Annotated in this window: 1 protein-coding gene (running past one end of the window); it reads left to right on the plus strand. The window is 71.0% G+C overall.

The features are described from left to right. Positions 1-20,177 carry the final stretch of a non-ribosomal peptide synthase/polyketide synthase gene (locus HPY32_RS24465; protein WP_171983039.1) on the plus strand. It extends 25,180 nt beyond the left edge of the window, so only the last 20,177 of its 45,357 coding nucleotides appear in the window; the start codon falls outside the window, past its left edge; it ends in the stop codon at positions 20,175-20,177. Positions 20,178-20,361 lie beyond the last annotated feature (184 nt).

Consider the following 20,361-nt stretch of genomic DNA (forward strand, 5'->3'; position numbering starts at 1 on the left):
GTGCCGCGTATCAGGAGATCGTGCCGACCGGCCAGGTCATTCCGGACCTGACGCCGATCGAGGTTACCGAGGACGAACTGCCGCAGCGGCTTTCGGAGCTGGTGCTGACCGGTTTCGATGTCACCGCCGAGGTGCCGTTCCGGGCCCGGCTGTTCGAGATCAGCCCCACCGAGCACGTGCTGGCCCTGGTGGTGCACCACATCTCCGCCGACGGCTTCTCCATGGGCCCGCTGACCCGGGACGTGATGATCGCCTACGGCGCCCGCGTCGAGGGCGGCGAGCCCGCCTGGCAGCCGCTGCAGGTGCAGTACGCCGACTTCGCGCTGTGGCAGCGCGACGTGCTGGGCTCGGAGACCGATCCGGAATCGGTGATCGCGCAACAGATCTCGTACTGGTCCGACACCCTGCGCGGGCTGCCCGAGCAGCTGGATCTGCCCTCGGATCGGCCGCGCCCGGCGGTCGCCTCCGGCCGCGGCGCGACCTACACCTTCGCGATCGACGCCGACGTGCACGCCAAGCTGGCCGATCTGGCCCGCACCCGCGGCGCGACCATGTTCATGGTCGCCCACGCCGCGCTCGCGGTGCTGCTGTCGCGCCTGAGCGGCGAGCAGGACATCGCCATCGGCACCCCGGTCGCCGGGCGCGGCGAGCGCGCGCTCGACGACCTGATCGGCATGTTCGTCAACACCCTGGTGCTGCGGACCGAGATCGAGGCCGACACCACCTTCACCGACCTGCTGCGGTCGGTGCGCGCCGCCGACATCGCCGCCTTCGGGCACGCCGATCTGCCGTTCGAGCGGCTGGTGGAGATCTTGAACCCGGCCCGGTCGCAGGCGCGGTCGCCGCTGTTCCAGGTGATGCTGTCGTTCCAGAACCTCGGCCAGAGCTCGCTGGAGCTGCCGGGCCTGACCGCCAGCGGCGTCGACCTGTCGATCGATACGGCCAAGTTCGATCTGCAACTGGTGCTCGGCGAGGCCGAGCGCGGCATGACCGCCGAATTCATCTACGCCACCGACCTTTTCGACGAGGCGACGGTGGCGCAGTTCGCGCGGCGGTTCACCCGGCTGCTCAAGGCCATCGCGGCCACCCCCGACCGCCCGGTCGGCGACATCCCGCTGCTGGACGCCCGCGAGGCGCTGCAGGAACTGCGCGGCTTCAACAACACCGCGCGCGAGCTCCTGCCACGTCATCACGACGAGGGGGCGCTGACCCTGGTAGGGGAATTCGCCGCGCAGGCACAGGCCACCCCGGACGCCGTCGCGATCGTCGATCGCGAGGCGGGCGAGACCCTGACCTACGCCGAGTTCGCGGCCCGCGTCCGGCGGTTGGCACGTCGCCTGGTCGAGGCCGGTGTGGGGCCGGAAACCCTTGTCGCCCTGGGTATGCGGCGGTCGCTGGATCTGGTGGTGGTCGCGTACGCGGTGCTGGAGGCGGGCGGCGGCTACGTCCCGCTGGATCTCGACCAGCCCGCCGAGCGCGTCGGTTACGTGCTCGACGTCGCGGCGCCGGTGTGCGTAGTGACCACCGAGCGCGACGGTTTCGCACCGGAGGGTCGCTCCACCCTGGTCGTGGACCGGCTGGACCTGTCGGTCTACCCGGACGCCGCGCTCACCGACGCGGAACGGCTCGCCCCGCTGCGGCCGTCGAACCCGGCGTACGTGATCTTCACCTCCGGCTCGACCGGCCGCCCCAAGGGCGTGGCCGTGCCGCATGCCGCGGTGGTGAACCAGATCCGCTGGATCAGCGGCGAATACGGCCTCGACGCCGACGACGTGGTGCTGTTCAAGACCCCCGCCACCTTCGACGTGTCGGTGTGGGAGCTGTTCGGCCCCTTGGCCACCGGTGGCCGCATGGTCGTCGCCAGCCCGGACGGGCATCGCGATCCGCAGTACCTGGCGGATGTCATTGCCGCCGAACGGGTCACGATCACCTCGTTCGTGCCGTCCATGCTGACCGTGTTCGCGGGCAGCGCCGACGCCGCGGCCATCGGCTCGCTGCGGGCGCTGCTGGTGGCCGGTGAGGCGTTCACCGCCGAGGCGGTGCGCCGGTTCCGGGCGCTGAGTTCGCGTGTCGCGCTGCACAACCTGTACGGCCCGACCGAGTTCACCGTGCACGCCACGCACGCGCCGGTCGCCGCCGACGTGCAGGGCGCGGTTCCCATCGGCCTGCCGGTGTGGAACGCCCAGGCCTACGTGCTGGACGCGCGCCTGCACCCGGTGCCGCCGGGCGTCGCGGGTGAGCTGTATCTGGCGGGCGAGCAGCTGGCCCGCGGATACGTCGGCCGCGCCGACCTCACAGCGGACCGGTTCGTCGCGAATCCGTTCGGGGACATCGCATCTCGGATGTACCGGACCGGTGACCTGGTGCGCCGGGCCGCGGACGGGTCGATCGTGTACCTGGGCCGCACCGACTTCCAGGTGAAGCTGCGCGGCCTGCGCATCGAGCTCGGCGAGATCGAATCCGCGCTCACCGCCGACGATTCGGTGGCGCAGGCGGTGGCGCTGGTCCGCTCGGACGCGCGCACCGGCGACAATCTCGTCGCGTACGTGGTGGCGTCGGGTGACGGCGTGGACGTCGACGAGCTGCGCGCCCGGCTGTCCACGCGGCTGCCGTCGTACATGGTTCCGGCCGCGATCGTGGTGCTGGATGCCATGCCGCTGAACGCGAACGGCAAACTCGATCGCCGCGCGCTGCCGGAACCGGTCTTCGAGGCCCGCGAATTCCGCGCGCCGTCCACGCCGATCGAGGAGATCGTCGCCGCCACCTTCGCCGAGGTGCTGGGTCTGGGCGAGCCGGTCGGCGTCGACGACGACTTCTTCGATCTGGGCGGCAATTCGCTCGTCGCCACCCAGGTGGTGGCCCGCCTGGGTGCGGCGCTGGACGCCCGCGTCCCGGTGCGGCTGCTGTTCGAGGCGCCGTCGGTGGGCGCGCTGGCCGCCCGGATGGAGAGCCACGCGGGCGACGGCCGCCGCCGCGAACTCACCGCGGGCACACGGCCGCAACACATTCCGCTGTCGCTGGCGCAGCAGCGCATGTGGTTCCTCAACCGGTTCGACACCGCCAGCGCGGTCAACAACATCCCGCTGGCCGTCCGGCTCACCGGCGATCTCGACCTCGACGCGCTGCGCCGGGCCGTCGCCGACGTGGTCGATCGGCACGAGGTGCTGCGCACCCTGTACCCCGAGACCGGCGACGGCCACGGCGTGCAGGTGATCCTGCCCCCGGGTACCGAGATCCCGGGCCTGGACCCGATCGCGGTGCCGGAGAACGAGATTGCCGACCGCATCGCCGAGGTGGTGCTGACCGGCTTCGACGTCACCGCCGAGGTTCCGGTGCGGGTCCGGCTGTTCGACGTGGCCGATGCCGAACGCCCCACCTACGTCCTGGTTTTCGTGGTGCACCACATCTCGAGCGACGGCTGGTCGACGCGACCGCTGGCCCGCGATGTCATGATCGCCTACGTGGCGCGGTCGCGCGGCGAGGCGCCGGGCTGGGCGCCGCTGCCGGTGCAGTACGCCGATTACGCGCTGTGGCAGCGCGAAACGCTGGGTTCGGAGGAGGATCCGGGCGCGCTGATCTCCCAGCAGGTCGCCTACTGGACCGACGCCCTCGCGGGGCTGCCGGATCAGCTGGATCTGCCGTCGGATCGGCCGCGCCCCGCCGTCGCGTCGAATCGCGGTGGCGTGCACGAGTTCTCGATCGACACCGAGCTGCTGCGCGGCCTGAACGAGCTGGCCCGCGAGCACGGCGCCAGCCTGTTCATGGTGGTGCACGCGGCGTTCGCGGCGCTGCTGGCGCGGCTGTCGGGCACCGGCGACATCGCGGTGGGCACCGCGGTCGCGGGCCGCGGCGAGGCGGTGCTGGACGACGCCATCGGCATGTTCGTCAACACCCTGGTGCTGCGCACGGCCGTGGATCCGGCCGACCCGTTCACCGCGGTGCTGGCGCGTGCCAAGGATGCCGACCTCACCGCGTTCGGGCAGGCCGACCTGCCGTTCGAGCGGCTGGTGGAGATCCTGAACCCGGCGCGGTCGCAGGCGCGGCACCCGCTGTTCCAGGTGATGCTGTCGTTCCAGAACACCGGCGAGGCGTCGTTCGAGCTGCCCGGCCTCGAGGTGGCCGGGGTGCCGCTGGACGTGGTCACCGCCAAGTTGGACCTGCACCTGAACATGACCGAGCGCTTCGGCGCGGACGGTGCGGCCGAGGGCATGGCCGCCGAATTCGCCTACGCCACCGACATGTTCGACGCCGCGACGGTGGGTGCGTTCGCCGATCGGCTGGTGCGCCTGCTGACCGCGGTGGTCGCCGATCCGGCCGTCGCCGTCGGCGATGTCGACCTGCTGGACGGCACCGAGCGCCGCCGGGTGGTCGACAACTGGAACGCCACCGGCTACGACGTCGACCGCGTGGTGCTGGGCAAGGCCGCCGGGAGCCGCGCGCTCACCCTGGCCTCGATGTTCGAGATGCAGGCCGCCCGCACGCCGGACGACCCCGCGCTCACCTTCGAGGGGACCACCCTGTCCTACGCCGAGTTCGCCGCGCGGGTGAACCGGCTTGCCCGCGAACTGATCTCGCGCGGCGTCGGCCCGGATTCGCTGGTGGCACTGGGCATGCGGCGGTCGGTCGAGCTGGTGGTCGGCATGTACGCGGTCACGGTCGCGGGCGGCGCGTATGTGCCGCTGGATCCGGATCATCCGGCCGAGCGCAACCAGTACGTGCTGGCCACCGCCGCGCCGGTGTGCGTGCTGACCACCTCGGACGACGACTTCGACAGCGGTGGCATCATCGCGCTCGAGATCGATCGACTCGATGTGTCGGGGTACTCCGACGAGCCGGTCACCGACGCGGATCGGGTTGCGCCGCTGCGGGGTTCGAATACCGCGTACGTGATCTTCACCTCGGGTTCGACCGGTCGCCCGAAGGGCGTGGCGGTCACCCATGCCGCGATCGTCAACCGCCTGGTGTGGATGCAGGACGAATACGACCTGTACGGCGACGATGTGGTGTTGCAGAAGACTCCGGCGACGTTCGACGTGTCGGTGTGGGAGTTCTTCTGGCCCTTGCAGGTTGGTGCGCGCCTGGTGGTCGCCAAGCCGGACGGGCATCGCGACCCGGCGTATCTGGCCCGGCTGATCCGCGATGAGCAGGTCACGACGGTGCACTTCGTGCCGTCCATGCTGTCGGTGTTCGTCGCCGCCCTCGCAGGTGCGCCGAACGGTGAGATGCCGTTGCGGCAGGTCTTCGCGTCCGGCGAGGCGCTGCCCGCGACGACGGCGCAGCGGCTGGTCGAGCTGACCGGTGCGCGGCTGCACAACCTGTACGGCCCGACCGAGGCCGCGGTGGACGTCACCTATCACGAGGTGACCCCGGCCGACACGGCGTCGGTGCCGATCGGCCGCCCGGTGTTCAACACCCGGGTGTACGTGCTGGATTCGCGCCTGCACCCGGTGCCGGTCGGTGTCCCGGGTGAGCTGTATCTGGCGGGCGATCAGCTGGCCCGCGGGTACGTCGCGCGGCCGGACCTGACGGCGGATCGGTTCGTGGCCAACCCCTTCGGGGCGACGCCGGGAGCCGCCGGGGCGGGCGCGCGCATGTACCGCACCGGCGACCTGGTGCGCTGGACCGCGGGCGGGGAGCTGGAGTACCTGGGCCGCACCGACTTCCAGGTGAAGCTGCGCGGCCTGCGCATCGAGCTCGGCGAGATCGAATCCGCGCTCACCGCCGTGGAATCCGTCGCGCAGGCCGTCGTGGTGGTCCGCTCCGACGAGCGTCTCGGCGATCAGCTGGTGGGCTATGTGGTTGCGGAAGCGCAGGGGCCGAGCGCGATCGATGTCGAGGCGGTGCGCGGCCAGCTCGCCGACGAGCTGCCCGCGTACATGGTGCCGTCGGCGTTGGTGGTGCTGGATGCCTTCCCGCTCAACGCCTCCGGCAAGCTGGACCGCAGGGCGCTGCCCGCACCGGTCTTCGAGGCCAAGGTGTTCCGCGCGCCGCAGACGCCGATCGAGGAGATCGTGGCGGGCACCTTCGAGGACGTGCTCGGCGTCAACCGCGTCGGTCTCGACGACGACTTCTTCGAGCTGGGCGGCAACTCGCTGATCGCCACCCAGGTCACCGCCCGCCTCGGAACCGCCCTCGACACCCAGCTCGCAGTGCGCGACCTGTTCGAGGCGTCCACGGTGGCGGCGCTGGCGGCCAAGCTCGAGCACGGCGCCGGTTCCGGCCGCACCCGCCCGCGCCTGACGGCGGGCGAACGGCCGCAACGGATTCCGCTCTCGCCCGCCCAGCAGCGGTACTGGTTCCTCAACCAGTTCGACACCACCACCTCGGCGGTGGACAATATTCCGCTGGCGGTGCGGCTGTCGGGCACCCTCGACGTGGCCGCGCTGGAGCGGGCCATCGCCGACGTCTTCGCCCGGCACGAGGTGCTGCGCACCACCTACCCGGGGTCGCCGGACGGCCCGGCGCAGGTGATTTTGCCCGCCGCCGAGGTCGCGCCGACGCTGACGCCGATTCCGGTGTCGGAGGCCGAATTGACGGGCCGGGTCATCGAATTCGCGCTCACCACCTTCGACGTGACCGTGCAGGTGCCGGTCGAGGTGGCGCTGTTCCGGATCGACGCCGACGAACACGTGCTCGCGATGACCGCGCACCACGTGTCCGCGGACGGTTCGTCCATGGGTCCGCTGGCGCGGGATCTGATGGTCGCGTACATGGCGCGCGTGCAGGGGGAGGTCCCGCTGTGGGCGCCGCTGCCGGTCCAGTATGCCGACTACGCGCTGTGGCAGCGCGCGGTGCTCGGATCCGAGGACGACCCGGAATCGCTGGCGGCCCAGCAGGTCTCGTACTGGCGCGACGCGCTGGCGGGGCTGCCCGACCAGCTCGAGCTGCCCACCGACCGCCCGCGCCCGCCCGCACAGTCGTTCCAGGGCAAGGCGATCCGCTTCGAGATCGATCCGCGGCGGCACGCGCGCCTGCACGAGCTGGCGCGGGCCAACAACGCCTCGCTGTTCATGGTCGTGCACGCGGCGCTGGCGGTGCTGCTGGCGCGGCTGTCGGGCACCGACGACATCGCGGTCGGCACCCCGATCGCGGGCCGCGGCGAGCGCGAACTCGACGACCTGATCGGCATGTTCGTCAACACGCTGGTGTTCCGCACCCGCATCGACGGCGATGCCCGCTTCGCGGAGCTGCTCGCCGACGTGCGCGAGCGTGACCTGGAGGCGTTCGCCAACGCCGACGTGCCGTTCGAGCGCCTGGTCGAGGTGCTCAATCCGGTGCGCTCGACCGCGCGCAATCCGCTGTTCCAGGTGGGCCTGTCGTTCCAGAATCTGGCCGAGACCGCCTTCGAACTGCCCGGCCTGTCGGTCAGCGCGGTCGACTTCGACTCGCAGCTGGCCAAGACCGATCTGCACGTCACCCTCTACGACCGGTACGCCGAGGACGGCGCCCCGGCCGAGATCGTGACCGAATTCGGTTATGCCGTCGACCTGTTCGATGAGGCGACCGTGCAGGGCTTCGCCGACCGCTTCGTGCGGGTGCTGGACGCCGTCCTGGCCGGCGCCTCGGTGCGGGTCGGCGATATCGACCTGCTGGACGCGGCGGAGACCACCCGCATGGTGCGGGAATGGAACGACACCGACCGTGCCGTCCCCGCCGGTACCCTCGCCGCCCTGCTCGACGCCACCGTGGCGGCCGATCCGCAGGCCGTCGCGCTGGTGGCCGACGAGTCGGGAACCGGTACCGCACAGGAGGTGCTGACCTACGCCGAGCTGGATGCGCGGGTCAATCGCCTGGCCCGGCACCTGATCGGGCGGGGCATCGGCGCGGAGGATCGGGTTGCGCTGGCGATCCGGCGCTCGGTCGATCTGGTGGTCGCCATGTACGCGGTCGCGAAAACCGGTGCGGCGTATGTGCCGATCGATCCGGCCCAGCCCGCCGATCGCGTGGAGTACATCCTGACCACGGCCGCACCTGCCTGTGTGCTGACCACGGCGGTGGACGGATTCGACACGGTCGCAGCCGATGTGGTGCGCATCGACGAGCTCGCCGGTAGCACTGATGAGGCGAGTGGGCCGATCGCGGCTCACGAGCTGGTGCGCGAATTCGCCTCTGCCAATACGGCATACGTGATCTTCACCTCCGGCTCGACCGGCCAGCCGAAGGGCGTCGCCGTGCCGCACGGCGCGATCGTCAACCAGTTGCTGTGGGAGACGGCCGAATTCGGCCTGACCGCCGAGGACGCGGTGCTGCTCAAGACCGCCGCGACCTTCGACCTGTCGGTGTGGGAGTTCTGGACCGCCGCCGTGTCGGGTGGCCGCCTGGTGATCGCCGCCCCCGAGGGGCACCGCGACCCGGCATACCTGACCGAGCTGATGCTGACCACGAACGTGACCACGCTGCACGTGGTTCCGTCCATGCTGGACGCGCTGCTCACCGCCGCCGACGGCGCGCTACCGGCCGCGCTGCGGCGGGTGCTGGCCATCGGCGAGGCGCTGCCCGCGACCACCGCGCGGCGATTGCGAACCGCCAGCGAGCATGTCGAGCTGTTCAACCTGTACGGCCCGACCGAGGCCGCGGTCTCCATCACCAGCCACCGGGTGACCGAGGCCGACCGGGTGTCGGTGTCGATCGGTGCGCCGGAGTGGAACAGCCAGGTGTACGTGCTGGATTCGCGCCTGCGGCCGGTGCCGGTGGGCGTGTCCGGCGAGCTGTACCTGGCCGGTGCGCAGCTGGCCCGCGGCTACTTCGGGCGTGCGGATCTGACGGCGGATCGGTTCGTGGCGAGTGCGTTCGGCGTGGGCTCTCGCATGTACCGCACGGGCGACCTGGTGGCCTGGACCGCCGACGGTGAGTTGGAGTATCGGGGCCGCACCGACTTCCAGGTGAAGATTCGTGGCTTCCGCATCGAGCTCGGCGAGATCGAGGCCGCGCTGCTGCGGCAGGACGCCATTGCGGCGACGGCCGTTGTGGCGCATACCGATCCGCACATCGGCGACCGCCTGGTGGCCTATGTCGTCGCGGCGGAGCCCGTCGAGCTGGACAAGCAGGCGCTGAGCGCGGCGCTGGCGGGCGAGCTGCCGTCGTACATGGTGCCGTCGGTGTTCATGCAGCTGGATGCGTTGCCGCTCAATGCGAACGGCAAGCTGGATCGTAAGGCGCTGCCGGAGCCGGTCTTCGAGAAGGCCGTGTTCCGGGCCCCGGTGACCCCGATCGAGCAGATCGTCGCCGACACCTTCGCCGACGTGCTGCGCATCGAACACGGCGCCGTGGGCCGCGACGACGACTTCTTCGCCTGGGGCGGAAACTCGCTGCTGGCAACGCAGGTGGCCGCGCGCCTGGGCGAGGCGCTGAACACGCGGGTGCCGGTGCGGCTGCTGTTCGAGGCGTCCACGGTGGCGGCGCTGGCGGTCCGGGTGGAGCAGCACGCCGGTGCGGGTGGGCGCAAGGCGCTCACCGCCGGTGCGCGGCCGCAGCGGATTCCGCTGTCGCTGGCGCAGCAGCGCATGTGGTTCCTGAACCGCTTCTCCGCTGGATCCAATGACACCACGCAGTCCTCGGCGTACAACGTGCCGGTCGCGGTGCGGCTCAGCGGTGCGCTGGACGTGGCGGCGCTGCGGGCGGCGATCGCGGATCTGGTGGCGCGCCACGAGATCCTGCGCACCGTCTACCCGCAGCACGACGACGGGCCGGTCCAGGTGATTCTGCCCGCGGCGCAGGCGGTTCCGGAGCTGGAGCTGCGGACGGTGGCGCTCGCGGAGATCGAGAACGCGGTCGTCGAGCTGACCAATACGGTCTTCGATGTCACCGCCGAGGTGCCGGTGCGGGTCGCGCTGTTCGAGGTGGCGGATGCTACGGAGCCCGTGGGTGGTGCCGACACCGGGCGTGCGGGCGAGAGCGCCGTGGGTTCCGCGGAATACGTGCTGGCGCTGGTCATTCACCACATCTCCGGTGACGGTTCCTCGGTCGGCCCGCTGACCCGGGACCTGATGACCGCCTATGCGGCGCGCTCCGCCGGGGTGGCGCCGAACTGGGCGCCGCTGGCGGTGCAGTACGCGGACTACAGCGTCTGGCAGCGCGAACTGCTCGGTAGCGACGACGATCCGGAGTCGCTGGCGGCCAAGCAGGTCGCGTACTGGAAGCGGGCGCTGGCCGGGCTGCCGGATCAGCTGGATCTGCCGTCGGATCGGCCGCGCCCGCCGGTGCAGTCGTTCGCCGGTGGCAAGGTCGAGCTGCGCATCGACGCCGAGACCCACCGCGCGCTCATCGAGGTGGCGCGTGCCGAGGGCGCGACGCTGTTCATGGTCGTGCACACCGCGCTGGCGGTGCTGCTGGCCCGGCTGTCGGGCACCGACGACATCGCCATCGGTACGCCGATGGCCGGTCGCGGGGAGGCGGTGCTGGACGATCTGATCGGCATGTTCGTCAATACCCTGGTGTTCCGCACGCAGGTCGACGCCGGTGAGCCGTTCGCGAAACTGCTTGCGCGGCAGCGGGAGATCGACATCCAGGCGTTCGCCAACGCCGATGTGCCGTTCGAGCGGCTGGTCGAGGTGCTCAACCCGGTCCGGTCCACCGCGCGGCACCCGCTGTTCCAGGTGGGCCTGTCGTTCCAGAACCTGGCGCAGTCCCGGCTGGAACTGCCCGGCCTCACCGTGTCCGGGCTCGACTTCGACACCCACATCTCGCAGTTCGATCTGCACCTGATCGCGACCGACCGCTACGGCGAGGCGGGCGAGCCCGAGGGCATCACCGGGTTCTTCACCTACGCCACCGACATGTTCGAGCGGGAGACGGTGCAGGGCTTCGTCGATCGCTTCGCCCGCGTGCTCGACCAGATCGTGGCCGCCCCGCGCACCGCGGTCGGTGACCTGGAACTGCTCGACGCCGCCGAGCGCGACCGGATCGTGGTGTCCCGCAACGACACCGGGCATCCGCTACCGGTCCCCGTTGGGCATCGGCTCCCGGCTCCCGTTGGGCATCCGCTTTCCGCTCCCGTTGTTCCCGGCGAAAGCCGGGACCTCACCCTGCCGTTCCTCCTTTCCGCCACCATGGCGGCGAACCCGACCGCCGTGGCGCTGATCGGTCCCGACGGTGCGGTGCTCACCTACGCGGAGCTGAGCCGCCGGGTGAATCGCCTGGCGCGGCACCTGATCTCGCTGGGCGTGGGCCCGGAGGCGCGGGTGGCCTTGGCCTTCCGCCGCTCGGTGGATCTGGTGGTGGCCATGTACGCGGTGTCGACCGCCGGTGGCGCGTACGTGCCGGTGGACCCGGACCAGCCCGCCGAACGGACCGGCTACATCCTGGAGACGGCCGCACCGATCTGCGTACTGACCAATGCCGCAGCGGAATTCGAGACCGACGCCGCCCCGGTGGTACGGATCGACGATTCAGGCCGAGAGCACGCCGATTCCCCGATCACCGACGCGGAACGTCTTGCGCCCCTGCGCCCGGAGCACACCGCGTACGTGATCTTCACGTCCGGCTCGACCGGCCGCCCGAAGGGCGTGGCCGTGCCGCATGCCGCGATCGTGAACCAGTTGCTGTGGAAGACGGACGCATTCGGCCTCGGCGTGGACGACGCGGTGCTGTTGAAGACGGCCGCCACGTTCGACCTGTCGGTATGGGAGTTCTGGTCGGCCGCCGTTTCCGGTGGCCGCCTGGTGATCTCCACCGCCGACGGCCATCGCGACCCGGCCTACCTCAACGAGCTCATGGCCCGCGAGGCGGTCACCACCCTGCACGTGGTGCCCTCCATGCTGGACGCCCTGCTCGCCGAATCCGGTGGCGCGCTCCCGCGTTCGCTGCGCCGAGTGCTGGCCATCGGCGAGGCCCTGCCGGGCACCACCGCCCAGCGCTTCCGCCGCGACAACACCGCGACCCTGCACAACCTGTACGGCCCCACCGAGGCCGCGGTCTCCATCACCACCCACGAGGTCACCGCCGCCGACCAGACATCGGTCTCCATCGGTGCCCCGGAGTGGAACAGCCAGGTCTACGTCCTGGACTCCCGCCTGCGCCCCGTCCCCGACGGCGTCTCCGGCGAGCTCTACCTGGCCGGTGACCAACTGGCCCGAGGCTACTTCGCCCGCCCCGACCTGACCGCGGACCGCTTCGTGGCCAACCCCTTCGCCTCCGGCGCAGGGGCCAATGGGCGAGCTGGTGCAGGGGCCGACGGGGGAGCTGGCGCAGGGGCCGACGAGGGTGCTGGCACAGGGGCGGTGGGCTCCCGCATGTACCGCACCGGGGACCTGGTCGCCTGGAATGCCAACGGCGAGCTGGAATACCGCGGCCGCACCGACTTCCAGGTGAAGATCCGCGGCTTCCGCATCGAGCTGGGCGAGATCGAATCCGCCCTCCTCACCCTCCCGGAAATCGCCCAGGCCGCAGTCCTCGCCAAGTCGGACCCCCGCACCGGCGACCGCCTGGTCGCCTACCTGGTCCCCGCTGACCATGCGTCCGCCAGTGGTGAGGGCACCTCGGTGTCCCGTGTGGACGGTGAGGCCGCCTCGGTGTCCCGTGTGGACGGTGAGGCCGCCTCGGTGTCCCGTGTGGACGGTGAGGCCGCCTCGGTGTCCCGTGTGGACGGTGAGGCCGCCTCGGTGTCCCGTGTGGGCGGTGAGGCCGCCTCCGTTTCCCGTGTGGGCGGTGAGGCCGCCTCCGTTTCCCGTGTGGGCGGTGAGGCCGCCTCCGTTTCCCGTGTGGGCGGTGAGGCCACCTCCGTTTCCCGCGTGGACAGTGAGATCACCTCCGTTTCCCGTGTGGACGGTGAGGGCACCTCTGTTTCCAGCACGGACGGCGGGCCGACCGATGTTCCGCACGGGGACCGCAGGCCCACCCCTGTTCCTCGCGGCGTCCGCGCAGCGGGCGGTGCGGGGATCGACCTGGCTCAGGTGAAATCCGCTCTCGCCGAAGCTCTCCCGTCCTATATGGTCCCCTCGGCCTTTGTGGTTCTCGAGGCGCTGCCGCTCAATGTGAACGGCAAGTTGGATCGGAAGGCGTTGCCGGAGCCGGAGTTCGAGACGACCGCGTTCCGGGCGCCCGCTACGCCGATCGAGGAGGTCGTGGCGGCGGTGTATGCCGATGTGCTCGGGGCCGAGCGGGTCGGTGCGGACGACGACTTCTTCGCGCTCGGCGGTAATTCGCTGCTGGCGACCCAGGTGGCGGCGCGGATCGGTGCGGTGCTCGATACCCGGGTGCCGGTGCGCGTCGTGTTCGAGGCGTCCACGGTGGCGGGGCTGGCGGCCAAGGTCGAGCAGCAGGCCGGGGTCGGTGGGCGGCCGCCGTTGACCGCCGGGCCGCGGCCGGACCGGATTCCGCTGTCGCTGGCGCAGCACCGGATGTGGTTCCTCAACCAGTTCGACACCTCCTCGGCGGTGGAGAACATCCCGGTGGCCATCCGCCTGTCCGGCGCGCTGGACGTGGCGGCACTGGCGCAGGCGGCCACGGATCTGGTTGCGCGGCACGAGATCCTGCGCACGGTGTACCCGGAGACCGTCGAAGGCCCGGTGCAGCAGGTGCTTTCGCCCGCCGAGGTGCCGGTGAGCCTGGAACCGGTGTGGATCGGCGAGGACCGGGTGGTGCAGGAGGTCGCCGGGCTGGTCTCGGCCGGTTTCGACGTCACCACCGAGATCCCGTTCCGCATCAGCCTGCTCCAGGTCACCGCGACCGAATACGTGCTGGTGTTCGTGGCGCATCACATCAGCGCCGACGGCTGGTCCATGGGCCCGCTGACCCGGGATCTGATGCTGGCCTACGTGTCCCGCTCCGGCGGCGAGGCCCCGGCGTGGGCGCCGCTGCCCGTCCAGTACGCGGACTACAGCGTCTGGCAGCGGAATCTGCTGGGCGCCGAGGACGATCCGGACAGCCTCATCTCCACCCAGGCCGACTACTGGCGCAAGGCGCTGGCCGGGGTGCCCGACGAGCTGAACCTGCCCGCCGACCGGCCGCGCCCCACGGTGCAGTCGTTCGCCGGTGGGCGCGTGGTGTTCCCGATCGGCGCCGACCTGCACCGCGACCTGCAGCGCATCGCCCGCGAGCAGAACGCGACCATGTTCATGGTCGTGCACGCGGCCCTGGCGGTGTTCCTGGCGCGCATGTCCGGCACCGACGACATCGCCATCGGCACCCCGATCGCGGGCCGCGGCGAGGCCGAACTCGACGATCTGATCGGCATGTTCGTCAACACCCTGGTGCTGCGCACCCACGTGCCGGGACGGCTCACCTTCGCCGAGCTGCTGGCGCACACCAAGGACGCCGACCTACAGGCGTTCGCGCACGCCGACATCCCGTTCGAGCGGCTGGTCGAACTGATCAACCCCGAGCGGTCCACGGCGCGGCATCCGCTGTTCCAGGTGGCGCTGTCGTTCGAGAACCTGCCCGAGAGCTCGTTCGAGCTGCCCGGATTGCATGTGGCGGCGGTCGATTTCGATGTCGACACCGCGAAGTTCGATCTGTCGCTGACGATTCGGGAGTCCGGCGACGAGGAGAACGGCATGTACGCCGAATTCTCCTTCGCCCGCGACCTTTTCGACGACGCCACGATCGAGGTGTTCGCGCAGCGCTTCACCCGCCTGCTCGAGGCGATCGCCACGCGCCGCGACGTCCCGGTGGGCGATCTGCCGCTGCTGGCGCCCGACGAGCACCGCCTGCTCACCCACGTGCACGGCGACGAGGTGATGGCCACCGGCCTGCTGCCCGACCTGCTCTCGCACGGCCTGCGGCTGGGCCGGGACCGGATCGCGGTGCGCTACAACGGCCGTTCGATCACCTACGGCGAACTCGACGAGCGATCCTCGCGCCTGGCGCGGCTGCTCATCGAGCGCGGCGTGGGCCCGGAGAAGCTGGTGGCGGTCTCGTTCCCGCGCTCCTACGAGATGGTGCTCGCGGTGCTGGCCGTCACCAAGGCCGGTGGCGCGCACGTGCCGGTGGACCCGACCTATCCGGAGGATCGCGTCCGGCACATGCTCACCGATTCCGGTGCGGTACTGGGCATTACGGGCTTGGCCCACGTCGACGGCCTGCCTACCGACGTGGATTGGCTGGTGCTCGACGACCCCGCCACCGACGAGCTGTGCGCCGCGCACACCGCCGAACCGATCACCGACGCCGATCGCCTCGCCCCGCTGCGCATGCAGCACCCGGCGTACGTGATCTACACGTCGGGATCGACCGGAAAACCCAAGGGCGTCACCGTGACCCACGCCGGTCTCGGTGGCCTGGCCGACGTCGCGACCGGCCTGTACGGGCTGGAACCGCACCACCGGTTCCTGCACATCTGCTCGCCGAGCTTCGATCCGTCGGTGCTGGAATGGGTGTGCGCCTTCTACATCGGCGCCACCCTGGTGATCGTGCCCTCGCACATCATCGGCGGCCCGGACCTGGCCGAGTTGCTGCGCACCGAGCAGGTGACGCACACCATCATCACCCCGGCGGTGCTGGGCACGATGGATCCGGCCGGGCAGGAACAGCTGCTGGTCACCTCGGTGGGCGGCGATGTCACCACGCCGGAGCTGCTGGCCAAGTGGCAGCCGGGTCGCAAGTACTTCAACGCCTACGGCCCGACCGAGACCACGATCATCTCCTCGTACGCGCGGCTGTTCCCGGGTGACCACATCACCATCGGCACGCCGGTGCACGGCATGTCGGCGCTGGTGCTGGACTCGCGGCTGAACCCGGTGCCGCCGGGCGTGGCCGGTGAGCTGTACCTGGCCGGTGGCGCGGTGGCCCGCGGCTACCAGCGGCGGCCGGGGCTGACCTCGGATCGGTTCGTGGGCAACCCGTTCGGTGCGCCGGGCAGCCGGATGTACCGCACCGGCGACGTGGTGCGATGGTACGCCGACGCCGACGAGCGGCTGGGCAACCTGGCCTCCCCGGCGGTGCGCTGGGAGCTGGACTACGTGGGCCGCTCGGACTTCCAGGTGAAGATCCGCGGCTTCCGCATCGAGCTCGGCGAGATCGACGCGGTCCTCGGCAGGCATCCCGACGTCGAGTTCGCGATCACCCTCGGCCGCGAAACCGCCGCGGGCGCCACGATTCTGGTGTCCTACGTGCTCGGCGCCAAGGATCGCGCGGTCGATCCGGCGCAGCTGTCCGAGCATGTGGCGCGCACCCTGCCGCCGCACATGGTGCCGTCGGCGATCATGGTGCTCGACGAGATCCCGCTGACGCCGGTCGGCAAGCTGGACCGGCGGGCGCTGCCCGAACCGGAGCTGGCGCCGCGCGAATTCCGCGCTCCGGCAAGCGAGATCGAGACGATCATCGCCGCGGTGTTCGCCGAGGTGCTGGGCGCCGATCAGGTCGGCCTGGACGATTCGTTCTTCGCCCTGGGCGGCGACTCGATCCTGTCGATCCAGCTGGTGTCGCGGGCCAAGGCGCGCGGCGTGGTGTTCAGCCCGCGCGACGTGTTCGAGCGGCGCAGCGTGGCCGCGCTGGCCGAGATCGCCACGCTCGGCGGCGAATCCGCGCAGCAGCGCCTGGCGGAGCTGCCCGGCGGCGGCGTCGGCGATATCCCGCTGACGCCGATCATGAGCGCCATCCTCGGCAGCGGCTCGTCGTACCAGCGGTTCTCGCAGTCGATGGCGCTGCGGCTGCCGGTGGACATCGACCGCGCGACCGTGGTCGCGACCATCGGCGCGGTCTTCGACCACCATGAGGTGCTGCGGGCGCGGTTGCGCGGCAGTGCCTCCCAGGGATGGTCGTTCGAGGCGCTGGAGCGCGGCGCGGTCGACGTGGATGCCCTGGTGCATCGGGTCGAACTGCCGGGCGACATCGACGACGCGGAGCTGTCGCGGGTGGCGAGCGCGGAATACGATGCGGCCCTTGGCCGTCTCGATCCGGCGAACGCCGCCATGATGCAGTTCGTCTGGTTCGCCTTCGGAAAAGACTCGAAGGCAGACGGGGAGGGCGCAGACTCGAAGGCAGACAGTGGTAATGGCCGCCGCGATGTGCTGCTGGTCGTGGCGCACCACTTCGTGGTGGACGGCGTCTCCTGGCGCATCGTGATCCCGGATCTGGCGGTCGCCTGGTCGCAAATCGCTGCGGGGCAGCAGGTTTCGCTGCCCGCCAACGGAACCTCCATGCGGCGCTGGGCGCATGCCCTCGTCGATGCCGCGCGGGAACCGGCGCGGGTCGCGGAACTGCCGTTCTGGCAGCAGGTTTCGCAGACCCCGGACCCGCTGCTGGGTGCGCGGGCCTTCGATCCGGCGGTGGACACCTTCGCCACCGTGGAGCGGGTCGAGGTGAGTGTCCCGGCCGAGGTGACCGACGCGGTGCTGACCGCCATCCCGGGCCTGTACCGGGGCGGCGTCAACGACGGCCTGCTGTCGGCGCTGGCGCTGGCGGTGCGCAAGTGGCGCGGCGAGGGCGCGGCCCTGGTCAAGCTCGAGGGCCACGGCCGCGAGGAGGATGTGGTCGCCGGCGCCGACCTGTCGCGCACGGTGGGCTGGTTCACCAGCGCCTACCCGGTGCGGCTGGATCTCGCGGGCGCCGATGTGGACGAGGCGTTCGCGGGCGGAAAGGCCCTGGGCGACATCGTGAAATCGGTGAAGGAACAGCTGCTGGCGGTGCCCGACAAGGGAATCGGCTACGGCCTGCTGCGGCACCTGAACCCGGAGACCGCCGAGCGGCTGCCGGACGCGGGGCAGATCAGCTTCAACTATCTGGGCCGGGTCACGGGCACCGCGGGCGCGAACCCGGACGACCCGATCGCCCGGTTCGCGGAGCTGGGCTGGGTGCCGGTCGCCGACCTGGGCACGCTGGACGCCGACATGGATCCGGACATGCCCGCCAACGGCACGATCGATATCAACGCGATCGTCACCGACGGCGCGGACGGGCCGCAGCTGGGTGCGTCGTTCGCCTTCCCGTCCGGGCTGCTGACCCGCGAGCGGGTGCAGGAGTTCGCCGACCTGTGGGTGGCCGCGCTCACCGCGCTGGCCGAGCATGCGCGGCGGCCGGAGGCCGGTGGCTTCACGCCGTCGGACATGCCGCTGGTCGCCGTCGGGCAGTCGGATATCGAAGTGTGGGAACGGGATTACCCGGCGCTGGGCGACGTGTGGCCGCTGTCGCCGTTGCAGTCCGGCCTGCTGTTCCACGCGCTCATGACCCAGGCGACCGTCGACGTGTACACCATGCAGGCCGTCGTCGACCTCGGCGGCACGCTGGACGTGGCCCGGCTGCGCGCGGCCGGACAGGGCATCCTGGACCGCTACCCGAACCTGCGGGTGGCGTTCGTGACCGACTCCGACGGCCAGGCCGTGCAGGTGGTCATGGACCGGGTCGAGGTGCCGTGGCGCGAGGTGGACCTGACGACACTGCCGGAGTCCGAACGACTTCCGGAGCTACAGCGCCTGGTGGTGATCGACCGGCAGACCCACTTCGACATGTCGGCGGCGCCGCTGCTGCGGTTCACGCTGTTCCAAACCGCCGAGGACCGTTGGCATCTGGCGATCACCACGCACCACATCCTGCTCGACGGCTGGTCGATGCCGCTGCTGATGCGGGATCTGTTGGTGCTGTACGCGGTTCGCGGCGATCAGTCCGCGCTGCCGCGGGTGGCGTCCTATCGCAACTTCCTGAGCTGGCTCGCGGGCCGGGATCGGGAGGCGTCGCTGCGCGCGTGGGCGGCCGCGCTGTCGGGTGTCGAGGAGCCGACCGCCCTTGCGCCGCAGGCGCGTACGGCCGAGCGGTACGAGATCGGCAAGCTGATCACCGATATCGACGCCGACCGCACCCGCCGGATCACCAAGCACGCCGCCGAACTCGGCGTCACGGTGAACACGCTGGTGCAGGCGGCGTGGGGCATCCTGCTCGGCCGGTTGACCGGTCGCGGTGACGTGGTGTTCGGCGCCACGGTGTCCGGCCGTCCGGCGGAGCTGCCCGGCGTGGAGTCGATGGTGGGTCTGTTCATCAACACGCTGCCCGTGCGGGTGCGGGTGGACGATCGGCTCACGGTCGGCGAGCTGTTGCAGCGGTTGCAGCACGATCAGGCCGGTCTGCTCGACCACCACTACGTGGGCCTGACCGATATTCAGCGGATCGCCGGTGCCGGAGCGCAATTCGACACGCTGCTGGTGTTCGAGTCGTACCCGATGGACAAGGAGGCGATCGCCGCCGCCAGCTCCATCGACGGCATGGCGGTGACCGGTGTGGGCACCAACGACGCCACCCACTACCCGCTCACCCTGCTGGTGACCGCGGAGGCGACGATCGAGCTGACCTGGAAGTACCTGGGCAGCCGGTTCACCGCCGACGAGGTGCGGACGCTCTCGGAGCGGATGCTGCGGGTGCTGGAGGCGCTGCTCGGCGATCCGGACGGACCGGTCGGCGATATCGATATCCTCGATCACGCCGAGCGGGCCCGGATCCTCGCCGAATCCGGCGTCGCCGAGGCCGCGGCCGCGACGGGAACCGGTGCGGCGCAGGCGGCCCGGGTCGGGGCGCGCACGGTGGCGAAGACGCTCGCCGAGGTGGTCGAGGAGGATCCGCAGGCACCGGCGCTGCTGGCCGACGGCGCCGAGATCGCCTACCAGGTCCTGGATTCGCGCTCGTCGCAGCTGGCGCGGGTGCTGATCAGCCGGGGCGCGGGTCCGGGCGATATCGTGGCGATCGCGCTGTCGCGTTCGGTGGAGGCGGTCGTGGCGCTGTGGGCGGTGCAGAAGGCGGGTGCGGCGGCGCTGTTCGCCGACGGCCTGTCCTTCGGCGAGATCGTCTCCGCGGGAGCGGGTTTCGGTATCGCGCAGGATCCGGCGGCGAAGTCGGTGCGCTGGCTGGTGCCGACCGATCCGAAGGTGCGGGCGGATATCGCTGCGGCCCCGGCCCATCCGGTCTCCTACGCCGACCGGGTCCGGGCCCTGCACGAGGACCACCCGGCCTTCGTGGTCCGCGCCGCCGACGGCACCTGGCAGACCCTGACCCAGGAACAGGCCCTCGACCGCGCCGACGCCCTCCGCGAGGAGAACGCCGTCGACTACGAATCGACCACGTACACCACCGCCGCCACGGGCCCCGCCGCCCTGGCCGAATTCCTCACCGCCACCACCGCGGGCGCCCTATCGGTCCTCCCCACCGGCACCCCCCCCGAGGACCTGACCGACGGCGAGGTAACCCACTGGTTCGCCACCCCGAACGAACCAACATCCGCCGCGAACGAGGAAACCCGAATCATCATGATCGAGTAGGCGACACGGCCCGCCCCGCCGGGTACCGCACCACCCGGCGGGCCTCTCAGCCAGGCCCTAGGCCAAGGTGCCCCTGGCTCTCGGCCCTGGTGGTCCAGCTTCGGTCCTGGTGAGTTGGGCGTGCGTGGTCTTGGTGAGCTTGGCTCTCGTGGTCCCGGTGGGCTGCGGCTCTCGTGGTCCCGGT

This window comes from Nocardia terpenica (genome assembly GCF_013186535.1).
In the GTDB taxonomy this organism is placed as follows: Bacteria; Actinomycetota; Actinomycetes; order Mycobacteriales; family Mycobacteriaceae; genus Nocardia; species Nocardia terpenica.